16 protein-coding genes are annotated in these 20,838 nt (G+C 42.2%); 15 read left to right on the forward strand and 1 reads right to left on the reverse strand.

Going from position 1 to position 20,838, the window contains the following annotated elements; genetic code table 11:
- Positions 1 to 3: 3 nt before the first annotated feature.
- Genes ACSBOP_RS10110 through ACSBOP_RS10165 form a run of 12 tightly spaced genes read left to right on the forward strand, consistent with a single transcriptional unit; the run spans position 4 to position 13,569 of the window.
- Entirely contained in the window at positions 4 to 1,842 is a 1,839-nt protein-coding gene (locus tag ACSBOP_RS10110) for a polysaccharide biosynthesis protein (RefSeq protein ID WP_442604281.1), read from the forward strand.
- A 2-nt stretch (positions 1,843 to 1,844) separates the two neighbouring features.
- Positions 1,845 to 2,867, forward strand: coding sequence for a Gfo/Idh/MocA family protein (locus ACSBOP_RS10115; RefSeq protein WP_442604282.1), 1,023 nt, complete (start codon positions 1,845 to 1,847; stop codon positions 2,865 to 2,867).
- Positions 2,868 to 4,010, forward strand: a complete 1,143-nt coding sequence (locus tag ACSBOP_RS10120; protein WP_442604283.1) for a DegT/DnrJ/EryC1/StrS family aminotransferase — start codon at positions 2,868 to 2,870, stop codon at positions 4,008 to 4,010.
- Between the two features lie 30 nt (positions 4,011 to 4,040).
- The gene (locus tag ACSBOP_RS10125; RefSeq protein ID WP_442604439.1) at positions 4,041 to 5,360 is read left to right on the forward strand and encodes a nucleotide sugar dehydrogenase; all 1,320 of its coding nucleotides are present in this window, start codon (positions 4,041 to 4,043) and stop codon (positions 5,358 to 5,360) included.
- A 15-nt stretch (positions 5,361 to 5,375) separates the two neighbouring features.
- The gene (locus tag ACSBOP_RS10130) at positions 5,376 to 6,683 is read left to right on the forward strand and encodes an O-antigen ligase family protein (RefSeq protein WP_442604284.1); all 1,308 of its coding nucleotides are present in this window, start codon (positions 5,376 to 5,378) and stop codon (positions 6,681 to 6,683) included.
- Positions 6,680 to 7,315 (forward strand): PIG-L deacetylase family protein, encoded by a 636-nt coding sequence (locus ACSBOP_RS10135; protein ID WP_442604285.1) that lies wholly within the window; start codon positions 6,680 to 6,682, stop codon positions 7,313 to 7,315. The genes ACSBOP_RS10130 and ACSBOP_RS10135 overlap by 4 nt, the downstream gene beginning before the upstream one ends.
- Complete coding sequence (locus tag ACSBOP_RS10140) at positions 7,276 to 8,610, forward strand: glycosyltransferase family 4 protein (RefSeq protein WP_442604286.1); 1,335 nt, start codon at positions 7,276 to 7,278, stop codon at positions 8,608 to 8,610. The genes ACSBOP_RS10135 and ACSBOP_RS10140 overlap by 40 nt, the downstream gene beginning before the upstream one ends.
- Complete coding sequence (locus tag ACSBOP_RS10145) at positions 8,591 to 9,322, forward strand: DapH/DapD/GlmU-related protein (protein ID WP_442604287.1); 732 nt, start codon at positions 8,591 to 8,593, stop codon at positions 9,320 to 9,322. The genes ACSBOP_RS10140 and ACSBOP_RS10145 overlap by 20 nt, the downstream gene beginning before the upstream one ends.
- Positions 9,319 to 9,939, forward strand: a complete 621-nt coding sequence (locus tag ACSBOP_RS10150; RefSeq protein WP_442604288.1) for a sugar transferase — start codon at positions 9,319 to 9,321, stop codon at positions 9,937 to 9,939. Before ACSBOP_RS10145 ends, ACSBOP_RS10150 begins: the two co-directional genes overlap by 4 nt.
- A gap of 21 nt (positions 9,940 to 9,960) precedes the next feature.
- A complete protein-coding gene (locus ACSBOP_RS10155) occupies positions 9,961 to 11,349 on the forward strand; it encodes a polysaccharide deacetylase family protein (RefSeq protein WP_442604289.1) in 1,389 nt (462 codons plus the stop codon).
- On the forward strand, positions 11,321 to 12,397 hold the full coding sequence (locus ACSBOP_RS10160; protein ID WP_442604290.1) for a lipid II:glycine glycyltransferase FemX: 1,077 nt from the start codon (positions 11,321 to 11,323) through the stop codon (positions 12,395 to 12,397). The genes ACSBOP_RS10155 and ACSBOP_RS10160 overlap by 29 nt, the downstream gene beginning before the upstream one ends.
- Positions 12,398 to 12,411: 14 nt before the next feature.
- The gene (locus tag ACSBOP_RS10165; RefSeq protein ID WP_442604291.1) at positions 12,412 to 13,569 is read left to right on the forward strand and encodes an aminotransferase class I/II-fold pyridoxal phosphate-dependent enzyme; all 1,158 of its coding nucleotides are present in this window, start codon (positions 12,412 to 12,414) and stop codon (positions 13,567 to 13,569) included.
- Positions 13,570 to 13,585: 16 nt separating this feature from the next.
- Here ACSBOP_RS10165 and ACSBOP_RS10170 read toward each other — a convergent pair whose 3' ends face one another.
- Entirely contained in the window at positions 13,586 to 15,220 is a 1,635-nt protein-coding gene (locus ACSBOP_RS10170; RefSeq protein ID WP_442604292.1) for a glycosyl hydrolase family 28-related protein, read from the reverse strand.
- A 106-nt stretch (positions 15,221 to 15,326) separates the two neighbouring features.
- Between ACSBOP_RS10170 and ACSBOP_RS10175 the strand changes: the two genes are divergently transcribed.
- From ACSBOP_RS10175 to ACSBOP_RS10185, 3 genes are read left to right on the forward strand one after another with little or no spacing between them, the layout of a single operon-like run.
- Positions 15,327 to 18,434, forward strand: coding sequence for a heparinase II/III domain-containing protein (locus ACSBOP_RS10175; RefSeq protein ID WP_442604293.1), 3,108 nt, complete (start codon positions 15,327 to 15,329; stop codon positions 18,432 to 18,434).
- Positions 18,435 to 18,479: 45 nt separating this feature from the next.
- The gene (locus ACSBOP_RS10180; protein WP_442604440.1) at positions 18,480 to 19,817 is read left to right on the forward strand and encodes a lipopolysaccharide biosynthesis protein; all 1,338 of its coding nucleotides are present in this window, start codon (positions 18,480 to 18,482) and stop codon (positions 19,815 to 19,817) included.
- Between the two features lie 12 nt (positions 19,818 to 19,829).
- Positions 19,830 to 20,786, forward strand: a complete 957-nt coding sequence (locus tag ACSBOP_RS10185) for a methicillin resistance protein (RefSeq protein ID WP_442604294.1) — start codon at positions 19,830 to 19,832, stop codon at positions 20,784 to 20,786.
- Positions 20,787 to 20,838: the final 52 nt, after the last annotated feature.

Below are 20,838 nucleotides of genomic sequence, written 5' to 3' on the forward strand. Positions count from 1 at the left end.
AATATGGAAAGAAATATGAAGGTTAGCATTCAATTAATGTTAGATATGTTATTCGTAGTGGGGAGCATCCTATTAGCCTACTATTTTCGATTTAATATGGATGTACCAGAAGGTTACTTTGAGCAAGGTACGTTATATGCTGTAATCTCCGTCTGTGTATGTCTCGGTACGATGTACATGTTTCGTCTCTACAAACGTTTATGGCGTTATGCAAGTGTAGGGGAAATGATTACGATATGGAAGGCTGTAACACTTGGTTGTGCAGTCTCGTTTATCCTTACTGATTTTGTAATTGGGAGCAGAGTGCCCTTATCCGTTGCGATTACATCCTATGAAACGATGTTTATAGGTATGGGGGGAGTGCGATTCGGTTGGCGAATGATTCGCAGGAGTTACAAAGGCCACCAATTGGGTCAAAATCGTGCCCTCATTATTGGTGCAGGTGATTGTGGATTACTTGTTGCAAGTAAGCTGCTTGAGAATGCGAATGCGAAGCTGTTTCCGGTAGCTTTTATTGATGATGATGTTGTTAAGCACGGTCAGACGATTAAAGGATTACCAGTTGTTGGCGGGCGTCACGATATGGAAAGGATCGTACAAGAATTGCGTATTGACGAAATCATTGTAGCACTCCCTTCTGTATCACGTAAGGAGATTGCACAGATTATATCCATATGCAAAGGACTAAAGAAGAAGCTCAATATCATACCACGAATAGATGATTTAATTCATGGTGAGATGAGTATTCCGATCATGCGGAATGTAGAAGTCGAAGATTTACTTGGTAGGGAACCTGTATTGACAGATTTAAAGGAAATAGCCTCATATCTGAATAATAAGACGGTTCTTGTGACAGGTGCAGGTGGCTCAATTGGTTCGGAAATTTGTCGGCAAGTTAGCAAATACAATCCCAAATGTTTGATTTTACTTGGACATGGGGAGAACAGTATATTTCAAATTGAGCGTGAGCTAGTAAAGGGAGGACCTACGTTTCCCATTACATCGATTATTGCAGATACCCAAGATGCTGGACGTATGGAACAAGTATTTCATGAATATAAGCCGGAGGTTGTGTTTCATGCCGCTGCTCATAAGCATGTCCCGTTAATGGAGAAAAATCCCTCTGAAGCCATTAAAAACAATGTGTTTGGTACACGAAATGTTGCGAATTGTGCGCATCAGTTCGGAAGTGAGCGATTTGTACTTATTTCAACAGATAAAGCAGTTAATCCGACTAGTGTGATGGGTGTTACCAAACGAATCGCTGAGATGTATATTCAATGTTTGAACCAACGCAGTAAGACCTTATTTACAGCTGTTAGGTTCGGTAATGTGCTAGGTTCAAGAGGTAGTGTCATTCCTAGCTTTCGAGAACAAATTGCAGCAGGTGGGCCAGTAACTGTAACTCACCCGGAAATGATCCGTTATTTTATGACGATACCAGAAGCGACCTCTCTTGTTATTCAAGCCGGCACTTATGCACATGGTGGTGAAACATTCATTCTGGATATGGGCAGTCCTGTGAAAATTGTTGATTTAGCGAAGGATTTGATTCGTTTATCTGGATTTGAACCCTATAAAGAGATTGATATTCAATATACGGGTATTCGACCTGGTGAGAAATTATACGAAGAACTGCTTACTAACGAAGAAGGTTTAAGTGCAACGAAGCATAATCGGATCTTTATCGGAAGAGCTATACAACTTAATGAAGCAGAGATGGAATTTGCCATCAAAAAATTAGAAAAAGCGGTTGAAGAGAAGCCTGAAGCGATTCGCAGGCTCTTGCAGCATATCGTACCGACATATCAATATCGTTCTAAAGAAGGGGTTGGGCTTTAAAGATGATTCGATTTGGAATTGTTGGATGCGGTCATATCGCACAAAAACATGTAGAAGCCATTGAGGCGATTGATGAGGCTTCTTTATATGCCTTGTGTGATACGAATTGTATCAATATCGAAAAATTAGCTGCGAATCGTAGCGTAAAACAATATGTTTCTTTTGCTAATATGCTAGCAGATGATGAAATCGATGTGGTGATTATTTGTACACCGAGTGGACTTCATGCGCCGATGACGATACAAGCTGCACAAGCCGGAAAGCATGTGGTTGTTGAGAAGCCGATGGCATTAACAATGGAAGATGCGGACGCGATGATTCGTGCTTGTGAAGACAATGATGTGCTGCTATCTGTTGTGCATCCGAACAGATTCCGTCCTGCCATGCTAGAACTGAAAAAGATGGTGGAAGAGGGAAGGTTCGGTACGATAAGTCATGTGAATGCGACTGTACGTTGGAATCGCGGACAATCGTATTATGATCAAGCAGATTGGAGAGGCACGAAGCAGATGGATGGCGGTGTTTTGATGAATCAGGGCATCCATAGTCTTGACCTACTCCAGTGGCTGATTGGGCCTATAGAAGAAGTGAAGGCTTTAACCGGCACGCGTTTACGACATATTGAAGTGGAAGATGTGGCGGTTGCTGCCGTACGATTTGCAAATGGTGTGTTAGGGGTTGTGGAGACAGCAACGACGATTTATCGACGTAATTATGAAGAGACGATTGCCATTTTTGGCGAGCAAGGTTCCGTGATAGTTGGAGGTCCAACGGCAAATTGGGTTCAGCTCTGGGAATTTGAATCCATGTCTGAAGAGGAATGTGAAGCGATTAAAGAGCGGATTAATAACAATCCATTCGGCATTGCAGGACATCAGCAAATCATTAGCGATATGGTAGGTGCGATTACACAGGGGCAAGTGCCAGCCATAAGTGGTGTGGACGGCAGAGATGCACTCGCTTTTGTTTTAGGGATCTATGAGGCAGCGCATGCAAGTCGAAATGAAGTTAAGGAGGGCGTATAAATGTCAATGCTCAATACGAATCAAATGCCGATACGATCGGTTCCATTACTAGATACAGTGGCAGAATACAACAGCTTAAAAGTGGAATTGGATGCAGCTGTAAGCAAAGTATTAGCAAGTGGCCACTACATTCTCGGTCCAGAAGTGAAGGCGCTCGAGCGGGAAGTAGCTGATTTTTGTGGGACGCAGTTTGGAATTGGTGTCGCTAATGGGACAGATGCGCTCTTACTCTTACTTGATGCGCTCGGCATTGGTCCAGGAGATGAGGTCATAACAACTCCATTCACCTTTTTCGCATCATCGGAGGTAATCTCACAGATTGGCGCAACACCTGTATTTGTAGATATTGATCCGATTAGTTATAACCTGTGCGCTGAGAAATTAGAGGCGGTAATCACACCTCGTACGAAGGCGATCATACCTGTACATATTTTCGGTCAACCTGCGGATATGGATCTTATTCTTGAAGTGGCAGATCGGCATGGAATAGCTGTTATTGAAGATGCTTGTCAAGCGATTGGTTCTTCTTTTAAAGATAGACGAAGCGGGTCGATGGGGCTAGCAGGATGCTTTTCTTTCTTTCCTACGAAAAATCTGGGTGGATATGGCGATGGCGGTATGATTGTGACGAATGATGAAGAACTTGCGAAAAAGCTGCAAATTTTGCGCGCACATGGATCAAAGAAAAAGTATTACCATTCGATGGTTGGGTATAACAGCAGACTAGATGAGATACAGGCAGCCTTATTACGTGTGAAACTACCTCATTTGCCTGTTTGGAATGAAGCAAGAAGGGTGAAGGCAGATCGATATAAGGAGCGCCTTGCCCATTTACCGATTCAGTTACCGCATGAACTACCGGATCGATACAGTATTTATCATCTATTTATCATACAAACCGATGAGCGGGATTCATTACTTCAATATTTACAGCAAAATGGAATTGGTGCTGGTGCTTATTATCCAGTAGCCTTGCATCTTCAAGAAGTTTATCAAGATTTGGGCTACCAATTAGGAAGCTTACCAGAAGCGGAGTATGCGTCACAACGTACACTTGCACTCCCGCTTCATCCTCATATGGCGAGTGAAGATCAAGATTGGGTCATCGAAGTTGTAGAACGATTTTTCAGCGAGAGGGGTTAAGGAACAATGAGTATGTTAGCACGGAATGTGATCTCGCTGGAGGAGCAATTGCTTCATAAACTGCATACAAAAACGGCCGTTATCGGCGTAGTGGGTCTTGGATATGTAGGGTTACCGCTTGCGGTAGAGAAAGCGAAGGCTGGCTATCAAGTTATCGGATTTGATGTTCAAATGTCAAAAGTGGATATGGTCAACCAAGGCATTAATTATATTGGTGATGTAATCGATAACGATCTGCGTGACATCGTCCAATCGAAGATGCTGCGTGCAACGAATGATTTCTCTTTTATTACAGATGTAGACGCTGTAGCGATTTGTGTGCCAACACCACTAGATATTTATCATCAGCCAGATACGAGTTATGTAGAACGCTCAACGGAAGAAATCGCACGTTATTTGCATCCAGGGATGCTTGTTGTATTGGAAAGTACGACTTATCCAGGTACAACAGAAGAACTCTTAAAGCCAATTCTTGAACAGACGGGGTTAGTATGCGGCAAAGACTTCTTTCTCGCTTATTCACCTGAGCGTGTAGACCCGGGTAATAAATATTTTAATACGAAAAACACGCCTAAGGTCGTCGGTGGGATGACACCTGCATGTACCCGAATTGCTGCAACACTTTACGGTTCTGTCTTGGAAGGCGAGGTTGTTGAAGTTAGCTCACCCGCTGTTGCTGAGATGGAAAAAATATTCGAGAATACGTTCCGCAATATTAATATTGCTTTGGCCAATGAAATGGCAATGCTGTGTAATCGTATGGGGATCAATGTATGGGAAGTCATTGATGCGGCGAAGACGAAGCCTTATGGGTTCATGGCTTTCTATCCAGGCCCAGGTCTTGGTGGACACTGTATTCCGATTGACCCGTTCTATCTGAGTTGGAAGGCCAGGGAATATAACTTCCATACGAGACTGATTGAGACGGCAGGGGAGATCAATCGGAGTATGCCAGAGTTTGTTGTATCCAGGATTGGAGATATTCTCAATGAACAGGGAAAATCGATCCGAGGGTCACGCATTTCGTTATTAGGTGTCGCTTATAAGAAAGATATTGATGATTGGCGCGAGTCGCCAGTGCTCACGATACTCGCAGAGTTAGAGCAGCGTGGTGCAGATGTTGCGTATACGGACCCTCACATTCCAAGTTGTCCGTATGAAGGCAAATACTACGAGTCAGTTGCAATGACACCAGAGTGGTTGAAGCAATCCGATCTTGTGGTCATTACGACGGATCATTCCGGTTTTGATTACGAAATGATCCAACTGCATGCATCTTGTATTTTTGATACACGTAACGCACTTAAAGGTTCCTTACCACAGATTGGCCAGAGTTATTATCGATTGTAGAGGAGTTAATCCAAGATGGTTAGCCGTGCCTTGTACATCAGCAAACAAGCCATATTGGGAATATGTTCATTTGAGGCTGTATTCGTCATGTTTTTATTCTCAGGAGCCTATAAATCTGACCCGCGCTTTGCTTGGATTCCAATTGATTTGACGATGCTGTGCATGATGCTTGGGTTGTTATGGGGGAGCTTTATTCTTATACAAAGGAAATTCAAAGTTCCTCGCTCCTCTTACATCATCCTTGCTTTCTATTTTCTGTTTGCAGGTTATGCGCTTATCAGTTTACTTTGGTCCCCAAGTATGATCTATGGGCAAGATAAAATTGTGAAATTGTTGACGATAAATGCATGGTCCGTCCTGGCTAGCGCGTGGATTATTGCACCGTCTGCTAGGCGCGTAAAGCGATTCTATTATGTCATTGCGGCTTTTGCGATATGGATTGCTTTAGAAGGCATGAAAGTGTATTTCCAATCTGGCGGTGAAGGGTTCATTAACGTAATGGGTGGGAATTACTTGGCAGCGGGTCGCATTATTAGTCATGGTGCGATTGTAGCCGTTGGTTTCTTGTTATTTCGTCAATCTTCTTGGATAATGCGGCTCCTTTATATCGCGATATTGGGTTTGTGTACATTTCAACTTCTTGTCGGTGGGGGCAGAGGGCCGTTCTTAGCTACGCTGCTTGGGTTCATTGTACCTTGCTTTGTAGCAGTTCGAATTGCAATTCGAGGGTTGTTTATTCGAAAGTTTGTGTTCTATGGAGGCATTGCAATCGCTGTGAGTACAATCTTTGTGGTGATGTGGATGCAATCTGAAACACTGCCGCAGACGATCCTGAGGTTGTTGATGCTTTTTTCTAGTAATGGTGAAATGGAAGGTTCGGCCTATGCACGTGTATCGTTTGCACAATTAACGATGGATTACTGGATGCAAAGACCTTTGTTTGGTAGTGGCATTGGTTCGTGGTCCATTCTTTTTATGAATGAAGATATTCGATCTTATCCGCATAATATTATTTTTGAAATCTTAGTAGAGCTTGGTGCTGTTGGATTAATCATGTTTCTCATATTTGTAGGAGCAGCCATTCAATGCTTACTTCGCTGGCAAAAAGAAAAACGTGATGATATCCATTTCATTCTAATCATGTTCGTGATGAGTATGCTGCTCAATGTCTTGGTTAGCGGGGATATGCCGGATAATCGTGAATGGTTCGCACTCATAGGACTATTCCCAATCTTTAGTAAGGTTCAACAAGTCAGGCAACCTCTGCGTGTAAGACACGCTGTTAATCATAACCCGATGAAGGAAGTGACGGTTACGCAATGACAAGGCAAATCATGCTAGTTCTTGCTCCACATACCGATGATGCAGAACTTGGCTGTGGCGGGCTGATTGCTCGTAAATTAGAAGAAAATGTGGATGTGTATGTGGCCGCATTTTCAACAGCAGAAGAATCTCTCCCTGATGGCATGCCCAAAGATACCCTTCAAAAGGAATTCTATGCTGCCATGTCAACGTTAGGCGTTCCATTAGACCGATTGATTGTCTTTCATTTTCCAGTAAGGAAGCTGTCCTATTATCGTCAAGAAGTGCTGGAGCAGCTCATTATCTTACGTCGAGATATTAAGCCTACTATCGTACTTATTCCTGCTTCTCAAGATTTACATCAAGATCATCAGGTACTTCATGAGGAAGGTATACGAGCATTTAAACAAGTCTCTGTGTATGGTTACGAATTACCATGGAATCATCTTTCATTTACATCCCATGCGTTTGCACCTCTTGAATCGAGACATTTGGATAAAAAATGGGATGCGCTACAAAGTTATCAATCCCAACTTGCACTTAACCGAAGTTATTTTACAAAAGAATTTATTTATGGATTAGCCAAAGTCAGAGGTACACAGGTTGGTTCAGAGTGGGCAGAAGCCTTCCAAGTACTGCGGGTGAAGGTATGAAGATATGGATTATGAATCACTATGCGATCTGTCCGGGCTCTCCTGGCGGAACAAGACATTACGATCTAAGTAAAGTACTTGTGGAAAATGGGCATGAGGTGACGATCTTTGCGTCCTCTTTTGAACATCAAGCTCGGGTAGAGAGGCAGCAATACCAGAAGGGTCAAGATGCGATAGAAGAGTATCGAGATGGTATCCGATTCGTATGGTTTCGTACCACACCTTATGGTCGTAATGACTGGCGTAGAGTGCTAAATATCATGCAGTATTCGATACGTGCATTTCGTAGAGCCAAGAGAGATGAAGAAGTACCTGACGTTGTAATCGGCTCTCTGATGCATCCATTAGCTGCGTGGATTGGTTACAGGATTGCCAAGAAGAAGAAGGCACTATTTTATTTTGAAGAACGTGATTTATGGCCTCAGACATTAATTGATCTTGGAAAAGTATCAAAACGTCACCCCATTGTTCTTCTATTAGGTAAGTTGGAATTGTTCTTGTATCGTAAATCACAACGCATTATTGTGTTATTCCAACATGCCCAAGATTATGTGCGAAGCAGGCGTGTGGATGCAAGAAAAGTGCTATACATGCCAAACGGAGTAGATATGGAGCGGTTCGATTCGTGTAAATATAATGTCTTACCAGATGAAGTCGAACATACCTTAAGCAGCTTGAAAAATAAATGGATTGCGATATACACAGGTGCACATGGTCTTGCTAATGGGGTTGATCGACTGATCGAAGTCGCCAAAGAAGTAGGTCAAATCAACACTTCGATTCATTTTCTCTTTGTTGGGGATGGACCTGAGAAACAAAAACTTCTGAATCGCAAGGAGCAAGATCAACTTGATAATGTAACATTCCTTCCTCCAGTTCCTAAATCATGCATTCCGTCCTTGTTGATGAGAGCTCAAGTTGGACTCTTATGGACGGGAGATGTTGAAGTGTACAAGTGGGGTATTAGTATGAATAAGCAATACGATTATATGGCAGCAGAATTACCTTTAATGTTATTTAACGAAGGAAAATGGGATGACTTGATTGCTCCAGAGACAGGGATTTCCAATCGATCTATGGGGGATATGGTGCAAGAGCTCATTTATCAATATTCACATGAAACGGAGCGAAAAAAGCTAGGTCAGCAAGCGCGAAAGTATGGAGAGAGACATCATCAATGGTCACAGCTTGCCAATCAGCTCGAAACCGCACTTGAAGAAGATCAACAATTAATGAAGAGGCAGGAAGTTGCTTTTTCGAAAGGAGATAATGTTCATGAATCCATATCCGGATAATGCATCTCTTCAGTTGGGTCAGTATGTCGTGATCGGTGAGGGGGTACAATTGGGTGAGCATGTAACGATCGGACATCATGTCATTATTTATGAAGGAACAAAGATAGGAAGTAACGTACATATTCAGGATCATGCTGTAATTGGCAAGCAACCAAGCCGAGCGAAGAATTCCATACTAAAGCCAGCAGCCACACAACCACCGACTATGATCGGGAGTGGGACGACGATCGGCACTTCATCCATTGTGTATGCAGGTGCCGTTCTAGGTGATAATGTCTTTGCTGCGGATTTATGTACCATACGTGAACGTGTAACGGTTGGAGAAGGAACAATTATCGGCAGAGGAGCTGCAATCGAGAATGATTGTACGGTGGGTTCTTTCTGTAAGTTGGAGACGAATTGCTACATAACGGCCTATTCCACGATAGGTAATCGAGTATTTATCGCACCAGGAGTGGTTACTAGTAATGATAATTTTATCGGCCGGACGAAAGAGCGTCTTAGTAAGATGAAGGGTGTGACCATTAAAGATGGTGGTCGCATAGGTGTCGGCGCAATCACATTACCTGGAATCGTCATTGAAGCAGAAGGTGTTGCTGCTGCAGGTAGTGTTGTGACGAAGTCTGTGCGAGCAGGTGAGATCGTAGCGGGTATACCTGCTAAGCGTTTGAGAGAAGTTCCTAGTGAGCAGCTGCTCGTGAATCAACAATGACAAAGCGTTTATTTGACATTATTAGTTCAAGTTCAGCTCTAGTCGTATTTTCACCTATTATGCTTGTGGTCGCGATTCTTGTTCGATTTAAGTTAGGCAGCCCGATCATTTTTAAGCAGCCTCGTCCTGGTCGACACGGTCGAATCTTTCATATTTACAAATTTCGAACGATGAATGATGAACGAGATCATAACGGAGACTTGCTGCCAGATATCTATAGATTAACCCGCTTCGGGCAGATGTTACGCAAAATGAGTCTAGATGAATTACCGCAGCTGTGGAATGTTTGGCTTGGACAAATGAGTATTGTCGGACCAAGACCCTTACTTGTGCAGTATTTGCCCTATTACACGAAACAGGAATATAAGCGCTTTAATGTACGTCCTGGAATAACAGGTCTTGCTCAAATATCTGGAAGAAATTTGCTTTCTTGGGATGAACGCCTTGCTCTCGATGTGCAGTATGTGGAGCAAGTATCATTGCGTCTGGATCTTATCATTATTTTACGGACAGTGAAGAAGGTCATTAAGCAAGAAGACATTGCAGTAGCGGGTACATTTCATATTGGAGCACTGGATGAAGAACGTGTCGTACACCGCAACACCTTACATGGCTAAGGATGAAAAATGGAGGAAGCGATGATTACCGTACACTTTTCAAATCACTTTGTTCCAGAGCGATCGTATGTCATTCATTATTTAATGGAGTATATGCTGGGCATACCTTATCAAATCCATATCGAGCCCCATGCTTCGAATCAAGTAGTCTGTTTTCGGCTGGAAAATGGTCGTCAACTACTCATTAAAGATTCGTTCTTCTCTCAATTTGTCGATGGCTTGTCCTATCTGAAATGTGATCCTTTTCAAATTCGTCCTTTTTATGCGACAAGTGCATTTGCACCAGAACTCGATATCCCAATTATCTTTGGAGATAACGAATGGACAGAAGACGGCAATGATCTAACCATAGGTATGGACCTTATTTCCTCCATATTCTTCATGCTAAGTCGATGGGAAGAGGTCGCTCGAAGGGAACGGGACGAACATAACCGTTTTCCACATGAAGCCAGCCTTGCTTATCGAAATGGTTTTTTACATCGACCTGTTGTGAATGAATATGTCGAGCTCTTATGGAATTTGTTTTCTTATTTAGGGATTGGTAGGGCAAGAAAAGAACGGAAGTATGAACTCGTGATCACGCATGATATTGATGACATTTATTACTGGGGGCGTAAGGGTGGCTTATTTCGTGCGATAGGTGGCGATTTATTAATTCGTAAAAGTATATCGCTAGCGCTTAAAAAAATACCTGAGTATTGGAATGTACGACAAGGGAAGGAAAAAGACCCCTTTGATACTTTCGATTGGTTAATGGATTTATCCGAAAGCATGAATACGCGTTCCCGTTTTTATTTTATGAGCGGTGGCGTGACCAAGTATGACCGACGATATGATGTATTCGAAAAAAAATGCTTGGACATCTTTACTCGTATCCGTGAGCGTGATCATATTATCGGTTTTCACCCGAGTTATGATGCTAGTCATGATCTCAAGCTATTTCGTTCCGAAAAAGAACGTCTGGAAAAAGCGTGTGGGATCGAAGTTACAGAAGGGCGACAGCACTATTTGCGATTTGACCCTGAGCGTACTTGGGAGATATGGGATAAAGCTGGTATGAAGGTGGATAGCACACTTTCTTATGCAGAACATGAGGGCTTCCGTTGTGGAACATGTGATTCTTATCCAGTTTTTCATGTTCTTGAACGCCGGAAGATGGAAATAGAAGAATTACCATTACTAGCCATGGAAGCGACAATGATCGTCTATCAAAAGTTGGACCCTGCGCAAGTTTTCAATCGAGTTCAAGCTTTAATGGACACGGTCAGACGCTATAATGGGAAATTTGTATTGCTATGGCATAATGCAAATCTGGAAGGACACTACTGGCAGCCATTTAAGAATATTTATCAAAAAATTGTTCAGTACGGGGGTAGTTCAAATGCGTACCTACACGATATTAGGCAGTGAAGATCGAAAGATATGGGATGTGATGGTTCAACGAATAGGTCAAAGTGACGTGTATTTCACATCCGACTATTTGTGTATAAGTGAAGCGAATGGTGAAGGTAAAGCACAATTGTTCGTGTATCAAGAAAATGATGAAGTCATTATTTATCCCTATCTACTCCGTGATCTTCATGATCTTCCACATATGAAAGATTACTTATCAACACCCTGTTACGACATTACAACACCTTATGGCTACGGAGGCCCGTTGTGCTCAGCAACAGATGAACAAGTGATCCATCGCATGTTTCGTTCCTTTGAAAATGTGTTTCACGCGTATTGTTTGGAGAATTTCATCCTGACTGAGTTTGTTCGCTTTCATCCACTTTTGCATAATGCATCGTATTATCAGGCTGTAGAGCCGACTTATATTCGTAACACAATAGCCATTGATCTAAAACAAGAGGAGGGACGTTTTTCTGAGCATCACCGACGTGCAATTCGTAAAGCCACAAAATTCGAGTTGGAATTTGCTGAACGCCCTACAAGTGATTTATCGCAGTTTTTGCCCTTGTACACGAAGACAATGGATAAGAGAGACGCATTATCCTACTATTATTTCTCCAATGAATATTTTGAAAAACTTGCCCGTGACTTAGGGGATCGAATGAAGCTGCTAGAAATCAAACATCAAGAGACTGTGATCAGTTCCGCACTGTTCTTCATAGAGGGGGATATTGCCCAATACCATCTCCAAGGATCATCTCGTGAGCATGAGACATTCTTCCCAAGTCATTACTTAATCTATCGAACAATGGAATACATGAGGCAGAGTGGATGCAAGTGGCTCCATCTTGGCGGAGGATATGCAGGAAATGAGGATGGTCTTTATCGATTTAAAAAAGGGTTTGATACAAAAGGCGAATTGCCTTTCTATATTGGCAAAAGAATTCACAACCAGGAGCAATATCAAAGCCTACTGCAACAAATAAACCCACAGGAATTAGCTTACTTTCCAATTTACCGTCATCCAACATTGTTCAAGAAACAAGAGCAGCTGACGACTTAAACGATGAGAGGAGCATGAATATGAGTAGAATTTATTTGTCACCGCCTCACATGGGGCTATATGAAATGGAATATGTAACCAAGGCATTTGTACAAAATTGGATCGCTCCGGCTGGCCCACACATTACAGCATTTGAACAACAATTCGCTTCCTATGTGGAATCAGCGGGTGCTGTAGCCCTTAGCTCAGCAACAGCTGGTATTCATCTAGCCCTACGATTAATAGGTGTGGGCCCTGGTGATCTGGTACTTTGTTCAACACTGACCTTCGTTGCCACTGCCAATCCGATTGTATATTTAGGTGCTGAACCCGTGTTTATCGATTCTGAGCCTAATTCTTGGAACATGTCTGCGCAGGCACTAGAAGAGGCTTGTCATAAGCTCGTTCGTGAGGGCAGGAAGCCAAAAGCCATCATTATCGTTCATTTATATGGTCAAAATGCAGATATGAGTGAGTTAAGCCGTATCTGTGATCATTATGGGATACCGATCATTGAAGATGCAGCTGAATCATTAGGTGCAACTTATAAGGGAAAAGCTAGCGGTACGATGGGAACGCTGGGTGTGTACTCTTTTAATGGGAATAAAATTATTACGACTTCAGGTGGCGGTATGCTTGTATCCGATAATCTTGAGCTGTTAGAAAAAGCACGTTTTTGGTCGACTCAGGCGAAAGATCCAGCACCGCATTATGAACATAGCGAAATAGGATACAACTATCGCATGAGTAATGTTTTGGCAGGAATCGGAAGAGGGCAGATGCACGTACTGGAAGATCGAATTGCAGCAAGAAGAGATGTGTTTGCTCGATATAAGGCAGCACTAGGAAATATAGAAGGGTTGAGCTTTATGCCAGAGATGGCTTATGGACGAAGCACGAGATGGTTAACGGCATTAACTATTAATCCCAATGACTGTCCAGTTACTAGCCAAGAACTTGTCCAAGTACTTGCTCAAAACAATATAGAGGCACGACCAGTCTGGAAGCCTCTACATTTACAACCCTTATATAGGACCAAATCTTATTTCTCACATGAAGGCAGCCACGTTGCTGAGCAGTTGTTTGAACATGGAATTTGCCTACCATCTGGATCTAACTTAAGCGAAGTTCAGCAGCAATACGTCATTGACTCCATTCTTCATTGCTTACAAGAGGCTGGTCTTAAAGTATAACGGGATGAAGCGATAACTAGTTCCCTGTGGAAATCCTCCTTTCAACCCATCTATTGGGAGAGGTCAAGTACTGCCATCCCTCTAATATATATTTCTTATTATTCGTTCCGAGTTCAATTGGATTGTCATTGAGAACGAGATGTCCTTTACTCCAAGTACCCGATGTAGGTGCATTTAAAGCAAGATTGACACCTGGAATGATCTCTTCGTATCCTGTCCATGTGTTCGAAGTCTCATCTGGTGAGAAGATAGAGAACGAACGTATCCGAAGAGGTGCGCTTCCTCCGGCAAACAGAAGTCGTACGAATTGAACTGCAGGTTGAACGGAGAAGTAGAAATCATCTTCACTATCGGAACCTGTTATATATCCACCAACCGACCCACCACCAAGAACACTTGTATTAAAATACGGCGAACTGTACGAAGTGCCCTGCACAGTTGGAATTTGATTAACCTTTTCACCTAATATATTCCCATTGGCATCGTAGCAGATTACGATCACACGGCCGCCGTAGCCCACTTCAACATCTTTCTTAATTACAAAACGTTGGGTTAATTTCGTTTGAACAAAGATACCAATTGCTTGATTCGAAAGCTCAACATAATTTGACGTCAAATTCGCTTTTCCCGCTTTGACAACCGTATTTGCACTTGATGTAGCAAAATGCACATCCGGGATGTTCACTTGCAGAGTCGTATCATAGTAGCATGCTTTTTTGAGTAATTGTCCCGAATTAAAAATCAAATTGCGAGGCCTGTCACTGAACACACTTTTACGAGCGCTAGTAAAGCTAACAGGAAATTGACTTTGATCTTGAATGTTTTCGATACTTAACAGGCCGTAACCGATATCAAAAACATTAAGGGTGGAGACTCCAAATATTTTTGCAAAAATAGTGGAATTGTCTTCATTCCGACAAGATACAAACTCATTTTCTTGTCCATGATAAATAAGCACTGGCACAGCCTCTTGCGAGATAAATGATTGTCCGAGCTCAAAGCAGGGCTTTATAAAAAAGTTATTGTTGTTACTCGGATAAGAGTTATCTGGGGAAATAATCCGTACACCATACCTTGGTGAGTTCACATTAACACCCGACCAGCCGCCGAAACGACCATTGTAGAAAATATTCTCATTGACCCAACCTGATCGAACAGCGGATAAATCAAGACCGATCTTATTGTTCATCATATGACCTAGTTCAAGTGAATTATAGACAAAACCTTGTCCATCTGCCGTGCATTGCGCACCGATCGTAAAACCGTTTGCTTGGACAATATGAATGGCGCATGTATCCATGTTAATCAGTTTAATGCCTATACTATTCTCACTTTGCCAGGATGAGACTTGAGCTCTGACAACTTGAAGCCGGTATTGCTGAAGTAGGGTGCTGGTCGAAGCGTTACCAATTTGTAAGCACACTTGATCTGCAGTACCCAAATAAGTCAGGGGTGCATCCATTGTCAGTGTAACGTTTGGAGGAACGTTAATTGTTCTTGTAACTGCACATCCAAGGCCTGGTGGGAAGTAAACAAACATATTGCTGTTTGCTGCAGCTTGAATGGCTTTTTCGACAGCTGTAGAATCATCTGTGATTCCATTATAAGCTGCTCCAAAGTCTTGTGGACACACATAAACTTGAGTAGGCATTACTATCACATCCTTCTATTATATGAACTTCTTATTCACAGTTTATTCTGTTAACTTTTCGTATGCGAAGGCTAGCATATCTTATTTTCAAAGTGAGGCTAGAGCCATGTATCCAAAAAAGCCTCCAAGGCTGTATAAGCGAAAAAAGTGGATTGCGCTGCTCGTCATTAGCACCCTGTTTGTCATTGGGCTTTGCTGGTATTTGGTAGATAAGTATATTTGGCCCAAAGAAGAGCTGATGAAAACACGGAGTACCTATTATACGGCCGAAAAAGTAAAAAATGCTAGAAGCAATGTCACGCTGTACCCTTGGGCCAAAGCACAACGTGATCGTGCTATACAATTGGCTGACACTTATGTTGATCTTGGATTAGATCGATTATGGGAATCCATTACGACACAGAAATTACCACGGAGCGTTGGGGTGAATGACCCGCAAGTTAAACAAAAATCGTATGAAATAGATCTCATCTCTAACCCCTGGAAACTACGGGATAAAGAAAGTGGTTATCTTTTTCCTACCAATGATTTTGAAGCGTATTACAGAAGCGGGTTAAATGAACGGTATGAATTTGAGCCGAAACTTGCTGATCGCAAACTGCTCGTTAATACACTTTATCCGGAGTTAGGGCCAACTTTTGGCGTAGATGATGGATATGGATGGAAAGATAAGCAAGGGAATACATTTACGTACATTGCGTACTACAATGCGATGGGGTTGTGGGAACAACTGATTATTCCAGCACTCAAAAGTTTACGAGATGCCTATGTCTTAACGGGGGATATGAAATACGCTGCTGCGGGGATTGTCCTATTAAATCGAATTGCGGATGTGTATCCGGATATGGATGTGTCTGTCTATCCATTAGAAGATGGATTTGACAACGCACATGGAGGAAGAGGAACAGGGAAAGTATTCGGCTCGATCGAGGAAATATCGCTCGTTCAAGTGTTACTTACGAGCTATGATGCCTTTTTCCCAGCCTTGCAATCAGATCGTTCTCCTGCGATAACTTTTTTACAAGGAAAGCAGTCTCAATTACACAAATCTAGTACCTCATTAACTGCCTTAGACGTGCGTCTACATATTGAAAAAAACATTGTGAAAAGCATATATCCTGCTGTTAAAAAGTCACAAATCATTGGGAATTTCGGCATGTTCGAAAGCACCTTAGCACTCGCTGCGATAGTTCAAGATACAATGCCGGAGACAAAGGAGTGGATCGATTTCATTTTTCAACCGGGTGGTGAAATACATAACAATGGTAAATGGGAAGTTACGGGAGGCGGACTTACTTCCGTCTTACTTGAGGATGTAGATCGAGATGGATATGGCGATGAATCTTCTCCAGAATACAACGTGACATGGTTAGAAAATCTTCAAAACTTGGCGAATATTCTTGATGGATACGATCGATATGCAGTACGTGATTTATATCAAAATCCGAAATTTCGCAAGATGAACAACACGTTCATTGATTTAATCATACAGAACCAATTCACTCCTCAGATTGGTGATTCGGGGACAACAGGCACTGCCAAAATTTTTCTATGGCCTGAAACAATTCTGCAAGCTTACGTCAAGTACAAAGATACGAGGTTAGCTCAGATTTTGTACGCGATGAACGGAAAGTCAGCAAAAGGCATCCATCAGGATATTTTTCAGAAGAATCCAGAGAAGATCGGTAAGGAAATTGAGAATAAGGCGAAACTTGCAGGGACCTTAAATCTGAAAAGTACATTGTTAGCAGGGTATGGTTTCGCTGCACTTCGATTGGATCGTTCTGTGACTTCTTCCAACACCTCGCTATGGATGTATTTCGGACGCAATGCAACCGCACATTCGCATTTAGATACACTCAACATTGGGATTCATGCCTATGGAATCGATCTATCACCTGACTTTGGCTATGTTACGCAAACAGGTGTCAATGATTTACGTGATTTTTGGGAATCCAATACGATTAGTCATAACACTGTCGTGGTAGATGGGAAGGGGCAAGCTCGGAATTCATGGGTGGGTACTCCTCAGCATTACAATGCGACGAAGAAAGTGAAACTGATCGACGTTACAGCTCCTCGCGTGTATCCAAATACGCAGATGTATCGCCGTACGAGTGCACTGATATCGACGGATGAGGATATGCCGTATGTGGTTGATTTCTTCCGGGTTGATGGGGGGGCAGAACATGTGTTCAGTTTCCATGGCATGGATGGGGAAGTCCTTACAGATCAGCTTCAATTAACGAAACAACAAAAAGGTACATATGCGGGACCCACAATCCCAGTAGGTGACACTACATATAATCGAAAGTCATCTAGTGGATATAACTATTTATATGGTGTTGAGAGAGATTCTAAGCCTCCTCGGCATTTTGCAGTGGAATGGGTGTCATCGCAAGGTGAGAATGCGCCGCGTCTACGATTAACGATGCTAGGCCCTCTCCAAGAAGCCGCTCTCGCAAAGGGCGATCCCCCGCAGAACAAACCTGGTAATCCGAAGCAGCTTTCTTTTTTGTTAGCGAAGAGAGTAGGGGACAATCTGAAGAGTAACTTTAGCTCTATCTTAGAGCCTTATACGCAAAATCCTGCAATTCAATCGATAGAAGAAGCTGCTGTTACGCGTGAGGGAAAGAAAGTGTCGGAGTTTGAAGCTCGAGCCATTAAAGTGACGAAACAAAATGGCAAGATTGATTATATTGTAAGTGCCATTCGTGAAGATCAATCCTATGAAATTGATCAACTTCTTTTGTTTAAAGGCAGCTTTGGAGTTGTTACTCTGGATCATGATGCGATTAGCTATTCATACGTGCATGACGGTAGTTATTTTGGGAGTATTAAGGGAGCAGCTAATTTTTTGAAGAGGCCAGCAGCTTATGAGGGAACTGTAGTCTCTTTTAGTCAAGAACTAACTGATCAGAATGAAGTTACACTTCAATTGAGTAACATGCCTGCTAATCTAACCGATTTAATTGGAACGACATTAGTTATTGATAATGATTATAGCAAGCAGACGGAGTATTCTCATGCCCGTAATGCGGTGTACATGATTCAAGGAATTAAAAGAGTGAAAGGTCATGAGATTACGATGGATCTTGGTGATGTGACACTTATTCGGGGGCTAACAGATCGAAGCAAATTAAACTCATCCTATGAATATAACATTCAAGCTCATGATCCATTTCGTATCCCAATTACTTGGCAATCCAAATAATGAATTCTGAATTGTTATTCCTTAGGAAGGGGCAACATTGTGAACATGATATGGAACATTGTCCGACAAGCGGGGCAAAGCTGGAAGAATGGGTCTTTTATCAAGCATGTGATTATACTTGCCAGTGGAACGGCTTTCGCTCAGGGTCTGGGCATTCTTGTCTCTCCCATATTAACGAGGCTTTACAACCCAGAGCAATTTGGTAAATTAGCCGTTTACATCTCGATCTTATCTTTATTAACAACATTTTCAACTTTTGGATATGAAAGGGCGATTTCTTTAGAGGAAGACGAAGCACGTTCGGAGAATATCGTGTATCTATGCTTTTCGATATGTGTGGCGTTTTGCCTGCTAATTGTTGGCTTGCTCATTGGTTTTCATTCCTTCATCCAAGATACATGGAATATGGGGATTGTTGTCTGGCTGCTGCCATTGGGTTTATTGGGAATTGGTTTTTATAATACCTTAAATTTTTGGGCTCTCCGGCAAAAGGCGTTTCATTCGATCTCTCGCACAAAATGGACACAAGGAATTGGTGGTATCGTCATCCAGCTTCTAGCACCTTTTATTGGTTTGGGAAAGCTGGGGCTCGTATATGCCGACGTATTCGGCCGTATGGCAGGGAGCGGCACCTTGTTTACTTTGTTTATGCGTCAGAAGAAGCGGGTACATCCAGAACAGCATACCCGATTGGATTGGAGACAGATGCTCCAGCTCGCATCTAAGTATCGCAAGTTTCCAATGCTCATTACCGGATCATCATTGTTAAATATCGCCGCCCTTCAGCTTATGCCACTTTTTATGTCGATGTACTATGGTTTAGAGACAGTAGGCATGATTTCCCTTGTTAATAAAGTGCTAGGTGGGCCCATGCTCTTAATTAGCATGTCGGTGTCACAGGTGTTTTACGCAGAAGCTGCACAACTGGTTCGAGATCATCCACGAGCTTTGAATAACCTATGGAAACAAACCGCATTGAAACTTTGTAAATTCGGTCTGCCGCCTATGCTGCTCGCTGTTCTAGTAGGACCCTACTTATTTGAAGTTGTGTTTGGGTCTGATTGGAGTCGAGCCGGGGACTATGTTCAATTCTATGCGGTGCTCTATGCAGCTAATTTCTTGTTCTCTCCACTTTCGGTTATTTTAGAAGTCTTGCAATTGCAGCATTGGCATTTTCTGTGGAATTTATTTCGACTAATCTCGACTTTATTAGGATTTTATTTCACCTTATTATCTGGCCTCAATTCACATGGGGCAATACTCGTCTATATTTTGATTATGTCGTTCTTTTACTGCCTAATTTACTATTTATGTAAACATGCTCTCCGTAGACAAGCTATTCAATTAAAGGCACAAGAGGATTCTCAACCGTTAAATGGATAGGAGCGAAGCAAGATGAATATTGAAAATGGGAAAGAAAGCTATAGACATTGGTGTTCTGAAAATGAAATTCCGCTTTTTTCAACGGACTGGTGGCTAGATGCGGTCGCTGGTGAGAACAATTGGGACGTTTCTCTTGCCCTGCAGAATGGGAAAATCGTGGGAACAATGCCGTATTATTTAAAAAAGAAATACGGTTTTAAGCTCCTAACTACGCCTCAATTAACACAGACTATGGGTGTATGGATAAATAAATCACCTGATTTAGGTGAACTGAAAAGACGCAGCTTTGAGGAAGAAGTGATGAACGAGTTAATTGATGGGCTGCCCGAATTTGATTATTTTGTACAGGGTATGCATTATTCCTTGAAGAACTGGCTTCCATTTTATTGGCGTGGTTTTCAATCGACGACATGCTATACATATGTTATCCCTAATTTGAATGATATGGATCGTATCTGGCATCAGATCTCATCAGATAAACGAAGAAACATTCGAAAAGCGAGTTCAATCCTTGAAGTTAGACGCGGTTTATCTTCGCAAGATTTTTATCATCATCATCAATCTACTTTGCTGCATAGGGGAAGTAAAATATCGTACTCCTTTGAACTATTGGATCGGATTATTCAAGCAACCAAAGCGCGTAATAGCGGAGATGTCTTTTATGCGGTTGATGCGAAAGGAAACATTCATGCCGCTTCGCTAATTGTATGGAATTCGTTAAGTTCCTATTATTTAATATGTTCCATCAATCCTGAATTTCGAGATACAGGTGCTTTAAGTTTGATTATCTATGAAGCGATGAAATGTTTAGCGGATAAAACAAGAAATTTTGACTTTGAAGGTAGTATGATTAAATCCGTGGAGTACTCCAATCGTCAGTTTGGAGCTATTCAAACCCCTTATTTTTGCATCACCAAAACGAACTCCGCTTTAATCCGTTTCCAACAATTATTGGTTCAACGATCATAAATATTGTTTTTCGCTCTAAATCATGTCATGATAAGCACTTAGATAGTATGGA

Origin of the sequence: Paenibacillus sp. KN14-4R (genome assembly GCF_052180255.1) — a bacterium.
Taxonomy (GTDB): domain Bacteria; phylum Bacillota; class Bacilli; order Paenibacillales; family NBRC-103111; genus Paenibacillus_AM.

What these genes read in the sequence shown, in the direction of transcription:
- ACSBOP_RS10150 (WP_442604288.1), top strand. Translation starts at nt 9,319, where the DNA reads ATGACAAAGCGTTTATTTGACATTATTAGTTCAAGTTCAGCTCTAGTC.
- ACSBOP_RS10160 (WP_442604290.1), top strand. Translation starts at nt 11,321, where the DNA reads ATGCGTACCTACACGATATTAGGCAGTGAAGATCGAAAGATATGGGAT.
- ACSBOP_RS10180 (WP_442604440.1), top strand. Translation starts at nt 18,480, where the DNA reads ATGATATGGAACATTGTCCGACAAGCGGGGCAAAGCTGGAAGAATGGG.
- ACSBOP_RS10175 (WP_442604293.1), top strand. Translation starts at nt 15,327, where the DNA reads ATGTATCCAAAAAAGCCTCCAAGGCTGTATAAGCGAAAAAAGTGGATT.
- ACSBOP_RS10135 (WP_442604285.1), top strand. Translation starts at nt 6,680, where the DNA reads ATGACAAGGCAAATCATGCTAGTTCTTGCTCCACATACCGATGATGCA.
- ACSBOP_RS10110 (WP_442604281.1), top strand. Translation starts at nt 4, where the DNA reads ATGGAAAGAAATATGAAGGTTAGCATTCAATTAATGTTAGATATGTTA.
- ACSBOP_RS10145 (WP_442604287.1), top strand. Translation starts at nt 8,591, where the DNA reads ATGAATCCATATCCGGATAATGCATCTCTTCAGTTGGGTCAGTATGTC.
- ACSBOP_RS10165 (WP_442604291.1), top strand. Translation starts at nt 12,412, where the DNA reads ATGAATATGAGTAGAATTTATTTGTCACCGCCTCACATGGGGCTATAT.
- ACSBOP_RS10120 (WP_442604283.1), top strand. Translation starts at nt 2,868, where the DNA reads ATGTCAATGCTCAATACGAATCAAATGCCGATACGATCGGTTCCATTA.
- ACSBOP_RS10155 (WP_442604289.1), top strand. Translation starts at nt 9,961, where the DNA reads ATGATTACCGTACACTTTTCAAATCACTTTGTTCCAGAGCGATCGTAT.
- ACSBOP_RS10115 (WP_442604282.1), top strand. Translation starts at nt 1,845, where the DNA reads ATGATTCGATTTGGAATTGTTGGATGCGGTCATATCGCACAAAAACAT.
- ACSBOP_RS10170 (WP_442604292.1), bottom strand. Translation starts at nt 15,220, where the DNA reads ATGCCTACTCAAGTTTATGTGTGTCCACAAGACTTTGGAGCAGCTTAT.
- ACSBOP_RS10185 (WP_442604294.1), top strand. Translation starts at nt 19,830, where the DNA reads ATGAATATTGAAAATGGGAAAGAAAGCTATAGACATTGGTGTTCTGAA.
- ACSBOP_RS10130 (WP_442604284.1), top strand. Translation starts at nt 5,376, where the DNA reads ATGGTTAGCCGTGCCTTGTACATCAGCAAACAAGCCATATTGGGAATA.